This window comes from Flavivirga eckloniae (genome assembly GCF_002886045.1).
In the GTDB taxonomy this organism is placed as follows: Bacteria; Bacteroidota; Bacteroidia; order Flavobacteriales; family Flavobacteriaceae; genus Flavivirga; species Flavivirga eckloniae.
This window is the reverse complement of record NZ_CP025791.1, coordinates 2574776-2593842: the sequence shown is the minus strand read 5'-3', so window position 1 is coordinate 2593842 and position 19067 is coordinate 2574776. Positions and strand designations below refer to the sequence as shown.

12 protein-coding genes are annotated in these 19067 nt (G+C 33.3%); 9 read left to right on the top strand and 3 right to left on the bottom strand.

Going from position 1 to position 19067, the window contains the following annotated elements; translation table 11 throughout:
- The first annotated feature begins 12 nt into the window (after positions 1-12).
- From C1H87_RS10550 to C1H87_RS10510, 9 genes are all read left to right on the top strand, one after another.
- A complete protein-coding gene (locus tag C1H87_RS10550) occupies positions 13-1212 on the top strand; it encodes a hypothetical protein (protein WP_158655184.1) in 1200 nt (399 codons plus the stop codon).
- 74 nt (positions 1213-1286) lie between these two features.
- Complete coding sequence (locus C1H87_RS10545) at positions 1287-2756, top strand: IPT/TIG domain-containing protein (RefSeq protein ID WP_102755768.1); 1470 nt, start codon at positions 1287-1289, stop codon at positions 2754-2756.
- Positions 2757-2907: 151 nt separating this feature from the next.
- Positions 2908-4098: a metallophosphoesterase gene (locus tag C1H87_RS10540; RefSeq protein ID WP_102755767.1), complete on the top strand. Its 1191-nt coding sequence runs from the start codon at positions 2908-2910 to the stop codon at positions 4096-4098.
- Between the two features lie 87 nt (positions 4099-4185).
- Positions 4186-5850 (top strand): alkaline phosphatase PafA, encoded by a 1665-nt coding sequence (pafA, locus tag C1H87_RS10535; protein ID WP_102755766.1) that lies wholly within the window; start codon positions 4186-4188, stop codon positions 5848-5850.
- A gap of 156 nt (positions 5851-6006) precedes the next feature.
- Positions 6007-6564 carry an RNA polymerase sigma factor gene (locus C1H87_RS10530; RefSeq protein ID WP_102755765.1) on the top strand — a complete coding sequence of 186 codons (558 nt, stop codon included), beginning with the start codon at positions 6007-6009 and terminating at the stop codon, positions 6562-6564.
- Between the two features lie 118 nt (positions 6565-6682).
- On the top strand, positions 6683-7825 hold the full coding sequence (locus C1H87_RS10525) for a FecR family protein (protein WP_102755764.1): 1143 nt from the start codon (positions 6683-6685) through the stop codon (positions 7823-7825).
- Between the two features lie 96 nt (positions 7826-7921).
- On the top strand, positions 7922-11263 hold the full coding sequence (locus C1H87_RS10520; RefSeq protein ID WP_102755763.1) for a SusC/RagA family TonB-linked outer membrane protein: 3342 nt from the start codon (positions 7922-7924) through the stop codon (positions 11261-11263).
- 16 nt (positions 11264-11279) lie between these two features.
- Positions 11280-12839, top strand: coding sequence for a SusD/RagB family nutrient-binding outer membrane lipoprotein (locus C1H87_RS10515; RefSeq protein WP_102755762.1), 1560 nt, complete (start codon positions 11280-11282; stop codon positions 12837-12839).
- 17 nt (positions 12840-12856) lie between these two features.
- Positions 12857-13369, top strand: coding sequence for a hypothetical protein (locus C1H87_RS10510; protein WP_102755761.1), 513 nt, complete (start codon positions 12857-12859; stop codon positions 13367-13369).
- Between the two features lie 382 nt (positions 13370-13751).
- On the opposite strand, the gene nadB is transcribed toward C1H87_RS10510, so the two are convergent.
- The 3 genes from nadB to C1H87_RS10495 form a co-directional block, all read right to left on the bottom strand.
- A complete protein-coding gene (gene nadB / locus C1H87_RS10505) occupies positions 13752-15311 on the bottom strand; it encodes an L-aspartate oxidase (protein WP_102755760.1) in 1560 nt (519 codons plus the stop codon).
- A 2-nt stretch (positions 15312-15313) separates the two neighbouring features.
- Complete coding sequence (gene nadA, locus C1H87_RS10500; RefSeq protein ID WP_102755759.1) at positions 15314-16240, bottom strand: quinolinate synthase NadA; 927 nt, start codon at positions 16238-16240, stop codon at positions 15314-15316.
- 308 nt (positions 16241-16548) lie between these two features.
- Entirely contained in the window at positions 16549-18384 is a 1836-nt protein-coding gene (locus tag C1H87_RS10495; protein WP_102755758.1) for a hypothetical protein, read from the bottom strand.
- Positions 18385-19067 lie beyond the last annotated feature (683 nt).

Sequence of the window (19067 nt, the reverse complement as noted above, 5' to 3'; positions counted from 1 at the left end):
AAGAAGATAATTATGAAAAAAATATACATATGTCTATTAATCCTAATAGGTATGTCCTGTCAAGATGATAATATTAATTTATTTGATGACTTAACAGATAAAGGTGGCTTTGTTGCCTTTAAATCAGAACCAACACTAAGTTTTAATTTTTTGAAATTAGCTGAGGCAGAAATTAATGAAGAGATTATTGATGTTAACAATAATATAACAAGTTATGTACTATCTGTAACGCATGAAGATGTTACTGTAGATAATTTTATTACAATTACTAAGTTCCCAGCTAATTTGGTGATTACATTACCTATGTTATATGAGGCTTTTAACATAACTGAAGCGGATTTAAGTGGATTCTCTGAATTTGAGTTTAATGCGGTAGTAACCACACCTAATGCCATCTATAATGGCATTAAACCAGACTTTAACACCGATACTAATGAGGCAGAGGGAGGTACTACAATCTCACAATTATTGGGTGATAGCTATAGAAATGCTTTAGCTTTTAACTTTTCGTTTATAATTCCTCCACCAAAAAAGATAAGAGGAACTTCTTTTGAAGAAGGATCTGTGGGTAGTGGTACTTACATAAGACCAGATGGTCAAGATGCAAGGGATGAAGGACCGTTAATTAATAACCCTCCTATTAGTGCAGATATTATGTACACAGCTGTTGGAACTGGTGTTGATGATGAAATTGGTTTTACAGCAGAATACATCCAACTTCCATTTCAAAATGGAGTCGGAGGTCCAAGCGGAACAGATATTGGAATAAGTAATTATACCGATGATGTTGGCGCTTATCCAGATGGCGAACAAGGGTACCGTTTACAAAACACTAGAGGTATTGTAAAACTAGCTTTTGATAGGGTTGCCGTACCTTCTGGAGTTACAGACTCTGGTGTGCAGATAAAATTATTTATCAATGGTACTGGCTTTGACGATGACAACTTAAGGAATACCCCAGGCCTAGATCCCGATTATATCATTGTATCTACTTTAATTGAAAGAACAGATGGCAGTTCGGAAACCATGGTGATTTTTGATAAAAGTGGAGATGAACTAGATGATTTAGGGGAGAGCGGCAAATTTACTTTAATCAGTACAGGTTTTCTAACAGATGTGAGTGCCTATACGTTAATGATTGAATTTAGAAGTACTTCTTCTAGTGAACGTGCGTATTTCGATCAGATGTTAGTGTTTCAACCATCAGAGTAATGTATAACCTAAAATATAGCTAGCTAAGTTTTAAGATAAACTATACAAGCTATAATTTATATAAAAAGCAAAAAATGAAAAATATTAAAAAACATATAAAGAAAGTGCTGCCTATTGGTATGTTCTTAGCAACCTGTATTGGTATCGTAGTGTTGTCTTGTGACAATCCTGATTACGAAGCGTTAAACCGAGTACCTGCTATTGAGCAACTTACTATAAATAGTATAAATCCAAGTACTGGAGATATTGGAACTTTGGTAGAGGTTAAAGGAACCAACTTTAGCGTAAGCCCCGCTAATAATAAGGTAAGCATAAACGATCTTGCTGTTACAGTTACGGAGGCTTCAGACAGTATATTGACCATAAAAATACCAGAAGGAGCCACCTCAGGAAATATTGTTATTTCCCATGGTAGTTTTACTGCAAATGGTCCTGCGTTTAGCGTTGTGGATATACCTACCATATCCGATGTAGACCCTTCAAGAGCAGCCATAGGAGATGTTATAACCATTACTGGAACTAAATTTAGTACGACACTTTCAGATAATATAGTCGTTATTAATGGCCTACCCGCTATAGTAACCGATGCTACTGAAACAAGTATCACCACAACAGTTCCTGAAGGTTCTGTTGTAGGCTTTGGTGATGTTACGGTTACTGTTGCTGGGCAACTGGCTACATCTTCTGGTTTTATTGTAGAACCTGCTATTACGGAGTTAAATCCTTTAATGGGAGTGATAGGAACAGAAGTAACAATTACAGGAACAAGTTTTGGATCTACCATAGCAGATAATATTGTTACGTTTACTGGTAGTTCTGGAGAGGCTATACCTGCAGTGGTTACAGCAGCGACAGAAACAAGCATAACAACATCTGTACCACAAGGAGCATTTACAGGTCCAATAAGCATTACAGTAAATAATGTAACTATTACGAGTGATGAATTTGTTATAGATCAAGCACCTGTTACTATAATAATGGAGATTAGCATTGAAGAAGATAATGTGGAGTCTATAGATGGAGAAATGGATCTAGATAGTGGTGATTTAGAACTAGGTGAACTAAGTAGTAGTAGCCACGATTCGGCTCCAATAATAGGGTTGCGATTTGCAAACTTAGAAGTTCCGCAGGGTGCAGTAATATCTAATGCGACAATTCAGTTTACTGCAGATACGAATAGTGATGCCAACCCTGTAGAATTGACTATTTATTGTGAAAGTACTGATGATGCTGCACCATACACAGAGACATTATTTAACTTAACTGACAGAGGTAGAACAACTGCTAGTGTTGTTTGGACTATAACAGAGGAATGGACTAGGGATGATAGAGGACCATCTCAACAAACGGTTGATTTATCAAGTGTTATTCAAGAGATTATTGATAGACCTAATTGGGTATCGGGTAATAGTTTAAACATTATTATGGTTCCTACAGGAGTAAGTGCAACAGTTACATCTACTTCAATTGGTCGTGAAGCCGAAGGTTTTACAACGAGTACACCTGGAGATACACCAGAACTCACACTTACATATGATCAATAAATGATAAAAAATATAATTGGTTTGAGTTAGTCAGCAAAAAGAGTTCAATTATTATAGTATAGTTGGGCTCTTTTGCAATAAACCGAATCAGAATCCATTTAACCTCTCCCATACATTTAGGTTTGGGAACATTGTACACATATTAAAAAGAATGAAAAGAAAAATAATTATATATAGCATCATTTTATGCTGTACCGTAGGATGCAATAGCAGTAAACCATCTTTTTTTCAAGTTAAAGAGACGAAGGCGACTACCTTGAATAGTTTGGATGGTCCTTATATATACAACACTAATGATACGCTTACGGTTATTTCTGTAGAGAAAGCAAAAGACACCTCTTTTTTGGTAAAAACAGCAAAAATTAAAAGGGCAAAAGACTATGAGTTTATCAGTAAAATTAATAATGTAGACAAAGATCAGGTTCCATTTAAATTGGCTCAAAAATATACAGTACCGAAGGACGTTCATCCACCCCAAGATAACATATTTGTTACCTCAGATATAGAAGGAAACTTTAATACTTTCTATAGTATGTTGATTGGAAACAAGGTTATGGATTCTAATTTTAACTGGATTTACGGTAAAGGACATTTGGTTATTTGCGGCGATATGTTCGATAGAGGTACAGAAATCTTACCATGTCTTTGGCTACTCTACAAGTTGGAGCAACAGGCCAAAAAGAATGGCGGAGACGTGCATTATATTCTGGGCAACCATGATGTTATGAATCTTTATCTGGACATTAGATATGTAAAGGATAAGTACATGAAATTGGCTAGGTTGGTTTCTGGTATAAACGATGATGACCAAGCAGCATATGCCTTTTTAATGTCTGATGCCAATGAACTAGTCAAATGGATAAAGACCAAGAATGCTATTGAAAAAATAGGCGATAATTTGTTCATACACGGTGGTGTAAGTGAAAAACTTATTGCTACAGGGCTTTCGATATCTGAAATCAATGATATTGTTAGAAAGAATATCCGTAAAAACTTAATGAAATATCCTGAAGAGGACGAACAGGCAAATTTAATTTTTGGCAGAGAAGGTCCGTTTTGGTATCGCGGCCTTATAAAAGGATACAAAAAGTATTACTCTAAAATAGAGACTTCTGGTTTAGATGCCCTTTTGAATTATTTTGATGTGAAACACATCATTATTGGTCATACCATAGTTGATCGTCAGGTGACTTCAGATTTTAACGGAAAAGTAATACGGGTAGATATTAAGCACCCAAAAGAAAAGTTCACAGGTAAATCGCAAGCGTTACTAATTGAAAATGGAAAATACTTTAAACTAAGTGACAAAGGGGACAAATTTGAACTGGATTTTAATAACTAATACCTCCCCGATCATCTTAAATAGATAACTACAGAAACATTATATCCAACCTATAGAATAAGTAACATAAAAGACACAAAAAAAGAAATGACATTATTTTCAATACTAAAAAAAACAGCTCTGATATTATCTCTAGCATTCATACCAGCACCTTGTATGTCACAAGAAAACAAGCCCTATAAATCCCCTAAGTTAGTCGTTGGTATTGTTGTAGATCAGATGAGATATGATTATATAACCCGATTCTATAATCGATTTGGAGAAGGTGGATTTAAAAGAATGATAAAGGAAGGCTATAACTTTAAGAATAGCCACTTTAATTATGTACCAACGTTTACAGGACCAGGACATGCTTCTATATTTACAGGTACAACACCACAAAATCATGGTATTATGTCTAATGATTGGTATGATAGACTTAGTAAAAAAGTGGTCTACTGTGTCGGTGATTCTTTGGTAAAACCCGTAGGATCAGATAGTCCATTTGAAAAGATGTCACCTAGAAGATTAAAAACTACTACGATTACCGATCAGAATCGATTGCATACACAAATGAAGGGAAAAACTATTGGAATCGGAATTAAGGACAGAGGGGCCATCCTCCCAGCAGGACATACTGCAAATGGGGCCTATTGGTTTCGAGGTAAAGACGAAGGCAAATGGATTACCAGCACCTATTATAGAAATGAGTTACCAGGTTGGGTTAAAAGATTCAATAATTCTGACCAAGCAGCATCTTATCTAAAAGTGTGGAATACATTATATGATATTAATACATATACAGAAAGTGGTTCAGATCAGAATGCATTCGAGAAAGGGTTTAAAGGAAAAAAAGCTGTTACATTTCCTTATGATTTGGCAAAATTAAAAGATCAGAATGGAGGTTTCGATATTATTAAAAGTTCTGGATATGGTAATAGTTTAACTGCAGATTTTGCCATTGCTGCTATTGATGGAGAACAGCTAGGTGCAGATGATATTACAGACTTTCTTACAGTAAGCTTTTCGAGTACAGATGCTGTGGGCCATAAATTTGGCGTAAATTCTAAAGAGATTCAAGACACTTATTTAAGGCTAGATCAGGATTTGGAACGATTTTTTAAAGCATTAGATACTAAAGTAGGCAAAGGACAGTACACTGTCTTCTTAACCTCCGATCATGGTGCCATACATGTACCTTCTTATCTGAAAACACTTAACATTCCATCAGGATATTTTAATAGATACCAGTTGAAATCTAAAATAAACGACTTTATAAAAGAGCGGTTTAAGGCAGACGGTTTAATCGAAAACATGTCTATTAACCAACTATTCTTTAATTACAAAGCCTTGAGAAAACATAATATCGATAGAAAAGAACTTGAAGATGCGTTATTGGATTACGTGATCTTAAATGAGCATATCCATAAGGTATATACTAGGAGTCAGATGGAATCGGCACAATATACTTCAGGAATTGGAGCGTTACTGCAAAATGGTTTTAATCAAAAATATAGTGGTGATGTATTCTTTATTCTTAATCCATCAACAATTAGCCATTCGTCAAGTACCGCTTTCAAAGGTTCTACTCATGGTAGCGGTATGGCTTACGATACGCATGTACCTTTGCTTTTTTATGGTCATGGAATTAAACAAGGGAGTACAACATTAAAAACTTACATAACGGATATCGTACCAACCATTTCTGCTTTGTTAGGAATTGCTTTTCCTAATGGAGCAACGGGTGATGTGCTACCTTTTGTATTAGATTAAGTCGTTTTCTATCTAGCAAAGCTAGATTATAAGGGAGTTCCTTTAATTTTGAAATAAAACAATACTTAACTTAAAGTATTTATTATCTTTAGATAAAATTACAAATCACCCTTTTCTTTTTCATAGATTTGATTTAATTCTATTAGTACATTATTCATGAATCTTATTCTTGATGAAATAAGTAAGAAGAATTCTAAAGTTTTTAAAGTTTTTTTTGATAAAAATTATCTAAGCTTAGTACAATATGCTAATAGATATCTTTTTGACAAAGATTCAAGTGAGGATATTGTACAAGAAGTATTCATTTATATATGGGAAAATGCAGGTAAGTTAAAAATAAAGACCTCTTTAAGAGGATATCTGTTTACTATGGTTCGTAATAGGTGTTTTAATTATTTAAAGTCGATAAAGATTACAGATAATTATGAGTTTTTAGAATTTAACATCAATCTAATTACCGAACATGTTTTTGATTCTAACACAGAGGAAGACAAAAAAGTGATATACCATCAAATCTTAAAAATTGTTGATTCGCTTCCTGAAAAAATGCAACAAATTGTCAAACTTAAGTTTTTACACAATTATACCTATTCAGAAATTGCTAACGAACTAGGTATATCTATAAATACAGTTAAAACGCAACTCAAAAGAGCAAAGGCAAAAATTACAGAATTAGTGACTTCAATTTTAATACTACTGCAGATTAATCAATAAAAATACTGATTATCAATAATTTATATTTTTCTACTTATTTTAAAAATTCTTTTCATCTTTTGTCACCCTTTTATAGATTTTAGCTGTCTACCTTATAGTAAGCAGAAAAATGTGTAAGATGGAATTTAAACTTATTATAAAAAAACTTAATAAAACACTTACTTCAGAAGAAGTGATTGTTTTTAATAAATGGTATGATGAATCAAGCCTTCACAGAGACTATTTTAATTCTGTAAAAAAGAATTTTATAGATGGAAATGATATAGACAACATTGATGTTGAAAAAGGATGGCTAGCTATTCAAAAGAATATAAAAACACCCAAAACGAAAACTAATACGTATTGGAAGTATACTGCAGCAGCCATATTTATTGGCATATTGGCATCAAGTTATTTCTTTAGAGACAGTTTATTTAACACAACAATAGAGGAAACCCCAATAACAATAAACAATAATATAGAGATAGGGACAGATAAAGCAATATTAACATTAGAAGATGGAACAGTAGTGGCCCTAGAAAAAGGTCAAGAATACATCTCAGATAATTTACAAAGTAATGGCGAAAAATTAATCTATAATGCCACAACGAATTCCAAATCAGAAATAGCCTATAACTATTTAACCATACCTAGAGGTGGGCAATTTTTTATCGAATTATCTGATGGCACTCAAGTTTGGTTAAATTCAGAATCTCAATTAAAATATCCAGTAAGTTTTATAAAAGGAGAAATGCGTCAAGTAGAATTAGTTTATGGAGAAGCTTATTTTGATGTATCTCCAAGCACAGAGCATGATGACGCAAAATTTAGAGTTAACAACCAATCTCTTGAGATTGATGTATTAGGTACTGAGTTCAATATAAAGGCCTATAAAGACGAAACCAATATTTATACCACTTTGGTTGAAGGTAAAGTAGTCCTTCATTCTAATACTACTAGAGAACACTTAATACCAGGTCAACAATCAGACTTTAACTTAAATACAAACGCTATGACGTTGAAAATGGTAGATGTTTATAATGAAATTTCATGGAAAGAAGGCGTCTTTAGTTTTGAGAGAAAATCATTAAAAGATATTATGAAAGTAATATCGCGTTGGTACGATTTTGAAGTCATTTTTACTAATGAAGCGATTGAGAAAAAGAAGTTTTTTGGAGTTTTAGGTAAAGATCAAAATATTGAAGAAATATTAAAAACTATTCAGGATTTTGGGGTGATTAAAACTTACGAAATCAATAATAAAACAATCATATTAAAATAAAAAGAGGAACGAAGATTAGAAATTTGACGATATCGAACTTCGCCCCCTTAAATGAGTATTAACTAAAACTATGTCTAATTAACACCAAGCAAATTTATGAAAATTAAATTAATCCGAGAGCAGGCTTTCGTACGAAAACACCTGTTATTTATTGTTATGAGAGTATTTATATTTCTTTTATGTACAACAGTTTTTGGTTTTAGCACAGAAAACACGTTCTCTCAAGAAAGAATTATAATTGATGCCGATAAAGAAGTTTCGGTAAACGAAGTATTTAGGATTATTAAAAACCAAACCAAATATCGTTTTTTATACCCCGAGGGTCTATTTGATGAGACCAAGAGAATCCATTTAAAAAAAGGAGAAATTCTATTGACTAAGTTATTAAAACAAAGTTTTTCCGGCAGCAATGTTAAGTTCGAATTATCTAAAAACCATACTATTGTAATAAAAGAAAAACGTCTTCAACAGTTAATTAAAGGTAAAGTTAATGATGATGATGGTCTACCATTATCAGGTGTAAGCATTTTAATAAAAGGAACGACCACTGGAGCCGCCACCGATTTTGATGGTAATTATCAAATAAGCGCTGATACTGGCGATGTTTTAGAATTTTCTTTTCTTGGTTATACAACTCAAGAAATAATAGTTACTGAGGCTTCTCAAACTATTGATGTTACTTTAAAAGTAATTGTAGGTAAATTAGATGAAATCATAGTAACCGCTCAAGGTATTAGAAAAGAGAAAAAAGCGCTGGGATACGCTGTTACCACACTTGAGGGAACAGAAGTAGAAAATAAAGCAGAATCTGATGTTTCCAGATCGTTACAAGGTAAAGTTGCAGGAGTACAGATTTTTGTAGAAAGTGGTAGCACAGGAGATCAAGCTAATATACGTGTAAGAGGAAACTTATCCATCACAGGTAATAATGAACCATTACTTGTTGTAGATAATGTTCCTTTTAGTGGAAATTTGATAGATATTAACCCCAACAATATTAAAAATATAAGTGTTTTAAAAGGATTAAATGCTTCTATATTATACGGTAGTGAAGGTAGAAACGGGGTTATCTTAATCACCACTAAAAGTGGCAGTTCTAGTATAGGTGAAAAAAAGATATCGATTAATTTTTCGCAAACGGTTTATACCAATGAAGTTGCTAGCCTTCCTGATTACCAAAACACTTATGGTCAAGGTAGAGATAATGCTTTTAGTGGCGGTGATATAGTGAGTTGGGGAGCCGCTTTTTCTGAACTTGATTTTATACCACACCCTTATGCAAATAACCCTTCGTTTCCGGAGTTTGCAGGTGTTGAAATTCCGTATGAAGCTACTCCTAATAACGTAAAAGATTTTTTTGATACGGGTATAGGTAAGATCACTGCTTTAAACTTCAATTCATCACAAGAAAAAACAGCATTTAACCTATCTGCTGGGTATACCGATGAAACTGGTATTATTGGTAAAAACGATCTAAAACGATTTAATTTGGCTATAGGAGGGTCCGCCCAAATAACTGATAAATTAAATATATCAGCTACATTTAATTATACCACTAGAAAACGAAATTCTCAAAGTGGCTTGACACTTTTTTCTACGCTACTATATTTACCTAGAAATTTAGATTTGTTTAACTTACCGTATCAAGACCCAATAACAGGGGCAAATGTATATTTTAACTCTGAGGAACATCCACTTTGGACCATCAATAACACAGGGTCTAATGATGATGTAACAAGGTTGTTTACAACTATAAATACAAAGTATGATATTAATAACCATTGGAGTTTAAACTATCGTATAGGGATTGACAACAATGGTTCTGATGGATTTGATTTTAGAAATAAAGGAGGAGATATTGCTAGAACTGGTTTTCTAAGTTTAAGCTATAACAAATCAGAAATCATTGATCAATCACTAATTTTAAATACAAACTATAAATTATCTGATAAAATAGGCTTTGATAGTCAGCTAGGGCTTAACTCAAAAACAACAAACGTTAAGAGTAATTCCAGTCGATCTGGAGATCAAGTTGTATTTGGTTTTTTCCGCCCAAATAATTTTGATACACAAACAGCAAACGCTACTAGAGCTAGAGAAAATCTATTGGGTGTATTTGCAGCTTTAGAATTTAATTATGATCGTTATTTGTTTTTGTCTCTTTCTGGACGAAATGATTGGAGTTCTACCTTAGAAAAAGAAAATCAGTCTATATTTTACCCTGGAGCCTCAGTTTCATTTTTACCAACTTCAGCTTTCAATTTTGATTCTAAAACGGTGAATTATTTAAAGGTAAGAGCAGCATATGCGACATCTGCAGGATTTCCAAGTCGTTTTAATACAAGACAAACTTTGGAATCTGACTCAAACCGTTTTGTTACTGAAGATGGTTCAATTAGAGCTAGCACAGTACCTCGCGACTTAGCAAATCCTAATTTAAAAGCTGAATTACACAAAGAATTCGAAGTGGGTATAGAAAGTAAACTATTTAACAACCGAGTAAGTTTAGATGCATCTGTTTTTAAGCGTGTTTCTAAAGACCAAATTGTAAATCGTAGATTAGATACTTCAACTGGTTTTGGAGCAACTTCAATCAATATAGGAAGAGTAGATACTGATGGGGTCGAGCTAAATCTGGGGGTCGACATTTTTAAAAGCGAAAACTTTAATTGGAATTTAACGAATGTTTTCACAGCGTACGAATCCACTGTGGTGGAACTAAGCAGTGGTCCTTTTGCTTTAGGTAGAAGCAGATTTGCTATTGAAGGAGAAGCATTTGGTGTTATACAAACAAATTATGCCGCTAAAGATAGTGAAGGCAACTTTTTAATAGACCCCAATAATGGTGAGATTCTTTCTAGTAATCAAGTTGGACTACCTGATAAAATTGTAGGTGACCCAACACCAGATTGGAGACTTGCAACCATTAATTCATTTAGCTATAGAAATTTTACCCTTTCTACGCAGTTTGAATATACACATGGAGGCGATAACTTATCTGATACTTTTAGTGAATTAGTAGAAAATGGGGTACTAAGAGGTTCCGAAAATAGAGATGGCAGTTTTATTATTCCCGGCGTATATGGTGATAGAAGTACAGGACTACCGTTTTTGGACGCTAATGGACAGCCTATTCCCAATACCATTCAGCAAAATGGAAATAGAACAGCATCTGGTAATTATTATGATGCAAGAGATAATTACGTTTTCGATGCTTCGGTATTTAGGATACGGGAAGTAGCCTTATCCTATAATATAAACGGACGAAAAAACAACTTACCGTTTGATAATTTGGCAATTACCCTTAGTGGAAGAAATCTCTTTTTTATAGCACCAAACTATCCTAAGTATGCCAATTTAGACCCTGAAGTTGATAAGGCAAGTACGGTGGTACCATCTACAAAAAGATATGCCATAGGAATTAACGTTTCCTTTTAATTAAAAAATAATACTAATGAAAAAAATAAATATACTTATTTGCATTTTGTTTAGTGTAAGCTTCTCGTCTTGCGAAATAACAGAATTACAATTACAAGAAAACCCTAATGAGCTGACACCCAACGTAGCAGATGCGAATTTCATTTTGAATGAAATACAAATAACGTTCGCTGAGGCGATAAACTTTTTTGGTGTAAATACAGATGACGTTATGCGTTACGAAGGAATGGCACAAACCTATACTAGTATCGCTTTTAATAGAATAGGAAATGAATGGACTCGAACATATTTAATAAGAGAAAACCTAAAGATTATTGAAGGTATAGCAGAAAATAATGATAATTTTATCTTTCACAGAGGAATTGCTAGAATGTTGCATGCTTATAGTATGACTACATTAGTAGATTACTTAGGAGATATTCCCTATTCTGAAGCCAATGATGCTAACATATTGAATCCGTCAATAGATGATGATGTTACTATTTATGCTGCAATGTTGACCCAAATAGATGCCGCAATCTTAGATTTTAATACTGCTACAATAGCACCACAAACAGACTTATTTTATGATGGTGACGCTAGTAAATGGATAAAATTAGCGAATAGCCTGAAGTTAAAGATGTATATAAATACTGATGATACTGCAGGAATAAATACCTTAATAGCCGATGATAATTTGATTAGCAGTATAGCGGATGATTTTCAATTTCGGTATTCTACAGCAACAAGTCCTGAAGATAGTAGACATCCGTATTTTAGACGCGCGTACAGAGGTCGTGGATTTAGGCAATATATGGGAAACTATTTTATGTCATTATTAAAAGATTCCAAGAATATTCAAGATCCACGATTACGTTATTATATATACAGACAAACTAATACAGATCCCGTTTTAGACTGTACAGGTGATTCCTCTTTTGATTTTTGCTATATAGGGGATTCTTATTGGGGCAGAGACCATGGAGATGATAGTGGTTTTCCAAGTGATCGTTTTCTTAAAGCCGTCTATGGTTTATACCCTGGGGGCGGTACTTTTGATGAAGACAATGCCGTGACGACTGCTGATAGCCCTCATATAGATGGCGCTGGAATAACCCCTATACTTCTTTCTTCTTTTATAAATTTCTTAAAAGCAGAAGCAGTTTTAAGGCTTAATGCTAATGGAGAAGCAGTACTTCTTTTAGAAGCAGGAATACGGGAATCTATGAACAAAGTATTAAATTTTGATTCAACAGCCGCATCTTCCAGTTTCGCAGCTACACAAGATAATGTTGATGCATATGTAGACGAAGTTTTAGTAGAATACGCTTCGGCTTCCAATGACGAAGATCGCTTAGATATTGTAATGAGAGAATATTATTTAGCTGCGTTCGGTAATTCTGTGGAAGCCTATAACGGGTATAGAAGAACTGGTCTTCCATCGAATTTACAAACACCTGTTTTTAACCAATCGATACCATTTCCAAGGACCTTTTCTTTACCAGAATTTGCCGTGGAAAGAAATTCTTCTTTGACACAACAATTAACAACAACTCAAGTGTTTTGGGACACCTTCCCTGCAGGTTTCCTAAAATAATTTAAAAATATATAATTATGAAAAAAATAATTCTAAGTATATTCATATTATTAGGTTTGTCTTGCCAAGAAAATCAAGATAATATATTCGATAATTTAACCATAAGAGGAGGATTTGTAGAGTTTGCTAAAACACCAACCTTAAGCTTCAATATTTTAGATCTAGATCGTGTAGAAATTAATGAAACAATTCTAGATACTAATGGTAATACTATTAGTTATGATTTATCTGTAACCTATGAAGGAGTTACAGTGAATAATCTTGTTTCACTTACTAGTTTTCCCGCTAATTTGGTAATTACATTACCCATGTTATTAGATGCCTTTAATTTAACAGAAGGAGATTTAACCTTAGATTCTGAATTTTCTTTTATTGCTACCGTAACAACTCCTACAGGTTCTTTTAAAGGAGACAGACCAAAGTTTAATACTGTTACCAAAGAAGAAGAAGGTGGAAATACCGCATCACAATTAAATGGTGCCAGTTATAAACCTGCTTTCATTTTTAAACTTTCTTTCTTTATGACTTGATCAAAAAAGATTCGTGAGAACATTTAATATTGTAAGTATTGTCATTACTTAAAGTTCTGGAGGTCGTGAAGCCGTAAATATTTGGCGGATCAGATAATGCGGCACAATTGATTGTTTCTTATAAATAGGTAATCACAAAATAATTGAGTTAGTTATTTTGAGTTAGTCAGCAAAAAGGGCTCAAATATCATGTAAAAATTGAGTCCTTTTACCATAATTGAAGGTAAAAAACTAAAATTTAAAGATATCAATTCTTTTACGGGCGAGGTATTTGATGAATTTCAAATGGAGAAATAGCACTTGTTCAGTAAAAAAGTAACATATTACAACTACTCTTACTCCCTAATTATTTTAAACGAGATGCATTGCAAGATGGGTCTCGTTATTTTTTTACATTATCAACATTATAGTACCCACCTTTGTTCTCTTTTCTATCTAAAGATTGTCTAATAATTAAGTGGGATACATTAATCATATTTCTTAATTCACAAAGAGATGTGGTTATTTTAGATTCTTTATATAGCTCTTCAACTTCATGATAAATTAAATCTAAATGCTTAATGGCTCTTTTTAACCGTTTGTTACTTCTAACAATCCCCACATAATTTCGCATTAAGGCTTGCAATTGCTTCAGGTTATGTTGGATTAAGATATGTTCTTCGGGTATCGTTGTGCCTTCATCATTCCAATCAGGAATTATAACATCTGTCGGCTCGCTTTCGCGCTTACTATGATATTTATAAACATTATGCGCATAAACCAAAGCTTCTAATAATGAATTTGAAGCCAATCTGTTAGCACCATGCAAACCTGTTCTTGTGCATTCGCCACAGGCAAATAAATTATTAATGGTTGTTTTTCCTTTTTTATTCACCTTAATGCCTCCGCATAAATAATGAGAAGCCGGAACTACAGGAATCCAATCTGTTTCAATGTTTATATGGCGTTCTAAACACTTATTATAAATATTTGGAAAGTGGTTTTTAAACGCTTCAATATCTAAATGCGTACAATCTAAATAAACGTGAGGCTCTCCAGATTTTTTTAATTCACTGTCAATACTTTGCGACACGATATCTCTGGAAGCCAATTCTGCACGTTCATCATAATCGGGCATAAAACGATGCCCCTTTTTATTTCGAAGATGTGCTCCAAAACCTCTAACTGCTTCTGAAATCAAGAACGCAGATTCGCCTTGTTCTTCATATAAAGCCGTTGGATGAAACTGTACAAACTCCATATCTTTAATTCGCGCTTTGGCTCTATAGGCCATGGCAATCCCATCACCAGTTGCTATTACCGGATTTGTTGTATGTCCGTAAACACATCCAATACCACCAGTGGCAAGTAATGTATTATTCGCTTTTATGGTAAAAATTTCGCCTGTATTCTGATTGAATATATAAGCCCCGAAACATGATAGCGTTTCAGATTCGTAATTCTTTAAATGGTGATTGGTTACTAAATCTATCGCAAAATGATGGGATAGAATAGTAATATTTGGTAATTGATGTACCCGCGCTAACAGTGCACGTTCTATCTCGTACCCGGTAATATCTTTATGATGAACCACACGATATTCCGAATGGCCACCTTCTTTTCCTAAATCGAATTTGCCGCTATCGTTTACATCAAAGTTTGCTCCCCAAAGCAAGAGTTCCTTAAGTCGTTTGGGACCTTCTTTTATAACTAGCTTAACCACATCTTCCTTGCACAAACCATCACCAGCTATTAAAGTGTCTTTAATATGTTTTTTAAAGGAATCTTTTTCCTTATCTAAAACCACGGCAACACCACCCTGAGCATATTTAGTATTGGATTCGTCTTCGTTAGCCTTAGTAACTACAATAACCTTTCTGTCTGGGAATTTTTCTGCAATTTTAACCGAAAAGGTTAAACCTGCTATTCCAGAGCCAATAACTAAATAATCTGTATTAACCATTTTTATTTAGATAATTCCAACATGCGCTCTATAGGTAATAATGCCTTTTTTCTAATAGGCTCGGGCACTTCTATTTGTGGTGATTCATTTAACAAGCAATCATAAAGTTTTTGCATGGTATTCATTTTCATGAAATGACACTCGCTGCATGCACAAGTATTATCTTCTACAGCTGGGGCAGGAACAAGTTCTGTATTTGGCATTTCTTGTTGCATTTTGTGCAAAATACCTGCTTCTGTAGCTACTATAAATTTTTCTTCCTGATGTTCTTTTACATAATTTATCATCCCCGAAGTAGAGCCCACATAAGTTGCCGTATTTAAAATATGTTCTTCGGATTCTGGATGCGCTATAATTTTATAGTCTGGATATTTTTTATGTAGTTCAATTAATTTATCCATCGAAAAAGCCTCATGTACTATGCAACTACCGTCCCAAAGTAACATATCTCTTCCGGTTTCTTTTATAACGTACTTACCGAGATTTTTATCTGGTGCAAAAATTATGGGTGTATCTTTTGGTACGGACTCTACAATCTTCAACGCATTGGAAGAGGTACATACAATATCGCTTAAAGCCTTAATTTCTGCCGAACAGTTTACATAGGTAATAACAACATGATCTGGATGTTGTTTTGTAAATGCTTCAAAACTATCTGGCGGACAAGAGTCTGCCAACGAGCATCCTGCATTTAAATCGGGTAATACAACTGTTTTTGTTGGATTTAATATCTTGGCTGTTTCTGCCATAAAATGAACCCCTGCGAATACAATAACATCAGCATCTGTTTCGGCTGCTTTTTGTGATAAACCCAAACTATCTCCAACATAATCCGCTATATCCTGTATTTCTGCAATTTGATAATAATGTGCTAGAATTACAGCATTCTTTTCTTTTTTAAGGCGTTTTATTTCTTCTACTAAATCCATGTTACTAAGCTTCAGCATGAGAGTGTCTAAAAGGTACGTTTAATGTCATATTGAATTTGTCGAAATAAATTTATGTTACTGATAATCAATATAGGTTTCGACAGGCGCAACCTGACAAAGTAATTTACAACGACTTTTGAGACAGTCTCATCTTTATTTCTGCAAATATCTTAATTAATATTGTATTGAAAATCACAAGACATCAAAATTTATGAAGAAATTAAGCATCTTTAAAAAAACCTCTGGAAAGAAGTGTTTAACTCAAATAAACCCTGTAATATTTTGCAAAAAATAGATTGAAATTATATCTAAATATGGCAGCCAGCAGCAATCTGTTGGTTTTTCATTGATAAATTTTCAATTTCAACCTTAATTAAACTTAACGTCACTTCGCTTTTATCTAATTCATTCATTACTACTTCTTTAATATCCTCGAAAGTATGCTTTAACTCACAAAACATATTTTTATAATAAGAAATACCCTCTTTCATATTATTCGTAAAAGTCAATAAATACTTTTCTTCTTTTTTTGTTACCGACTTTTTTAACTCTTCCAATTTGTTCTTTAAATAGTCAATGTAGATATGTAATTCTTTAATAAAGAAATTTGGTCTATCATCTCTGGAAATCATATTATCCCTACCGTAAATATGGTCTGTAATATTAGCCAAACTCATAACATCGGAATAATAAGCCATATTAGGTCCCGGGCAAACAGACACACCTTTTCCTTCTACTTTCGTATCTAAACCGTATGCTAATAACGCAGAGGTTCCCAGCCCTACACAGGTACAGGATTTTTCTATTATTTTATTAAATTCAACCTGATACTCTTCTAACGATAGTCCTTGTTTATCTAACTCTTTTATTTTTAAATGTTGATACTTTCTGGAAGCAGTACACATTCCTTTTTCTTTAAATTCTTTATTTAAAGCCACAAACTTCTTAGGGCACGCACTACCGGGTCTTCCGTTATTAATATTCGTCTCCTTTTCTATATCTTTAGTATTATCTCTAAGGTTATTAAATGGAATTCCTAATGGTGAAATATCGCTTAGGTACAAGTCCTTTTCTTTGGCTTTAGTTAGCTTGTCTAATGTTTTTTCATCCACAGTCGTCGCCTCTGGAACTAACAAAAAGGGAGTTCCCCAACCAACAGAGTCTAATTGATATTGGTCTATTAAAAACTCGTGTTCTTCTTGTGTACCAACCCCGCCTTGTGCCGTAATTTTTATAGTTAATGGTGTTTCGGAAATTGTACGTCCTTGATTGGTTAATTCTTTATTTAACTGTTCTTCAATTGAGCTTCTTAATTCTTCTCGTTTTTCTTTAAATTCTGCTAAAACTGGTCCTAAAAGATACCCATTGGTAGCAAAAGCATGACCGCCGCAATTTAACCCGGACTCGATTCTATATTCTGAAACCCATAGACCCTTTTTCGCCAAAAACTTACCTTGAATCAATGCCGATTTGTAATCGCTTACTTTTAAGATAATTCTTTTGTTAAAGCTACCATCTGCCTTGGGGAAAAAATCATCAAACTGCCCCATATAGCTATATAATCTGGGGTTCATTCCTGCAGAAAGTACCACAGAAGAGTTTAACTTACTATTTACAAAACCTCTTAAAGCGGCATGTGCATCGTTGTATTCAATAGGTAACTTTTCATTTTTAATATAGTTATCCTTATCAACTTTGGTCATAATGTTAACATCAATACTACCCTTAACCAAATTTTTAACGGCCCATTTTTTAACTTCAGAAAAGTTAAATTCCTTGGAGGTAAGCTTCTTAAATTCGTCCTTAATCTTAGAGCTATCTGGTAGCATATTAATATAATTACGAAGTTCGTCGCTTTTTTCAGCAGTTACATTCTTTAATAATTCAAATTTTTTATCGGTTAAATCGCTTATTAAGTTTAAATAGGATGTGATTCTTTTTGCTCTAAAATCATCTATCTTATCTGTGATTTCTTTATAAGGAATTTCAAATTTCTCACTGTACATTTTTCTTAATTTCTCTAGTAAAATATCATCTACCAAAGAAATTACAGAATCCATCCCGTACTGGGCCACTTTTAATGGTGTATCTATTGTAAAACCAATACCCATTACAGGAATGTGAAACGAATGTGCTTTTTTCATACTTGTCATGTTAATCGACAAATATATTGTGTGTAATAAGTTTAGAACATGACATATATCATACTTTAAAACACCAAACCCTTTATACAAATGAATATCAAGCACTTTAATCGCAAAAAATCCTACAATTGTTATCGTATTCTTTTTATGTTTTCCGTTTTACCTTTAAAGAATTCAGGAATGACATAATATGCTTTACTAATAATTAAATACTATATTAACGAGTTTGATTTGATAGTTATTAATTTTCAGTTAGTTACATTGAAAACATCCCTCAAGTCGCCTCAAGGGGGACAATTTTACCGAGCGAGATTCCTCCCTCGAGGGAGGATTAAGGAGGGTGTTTTTAAATACAAATATTTTATAAAACCAACAATCAGTACTTTACAATGAAGTTAAACTCACATTATATTAATAAAATTGAACAACTGGCAAACCTATTTTACCAACAAACCATGTTATTGTAAAATAATTAGATCCAAACAAATTCATTTAAAAAGGAAAGTCCTACCAAATATTTGTTTAAAAAATTAAAAGTAAAATTGATGCAACATGCTCAAACTCGCTTTTTTTAAATACCAATATTTAATATCCTACTATATACATCGTTTTCGCTAGTTTTTAAAATCATTTTTCTAATTAAAAAACTAATAACCAGAACACATATAGATTGTAGAGAAACA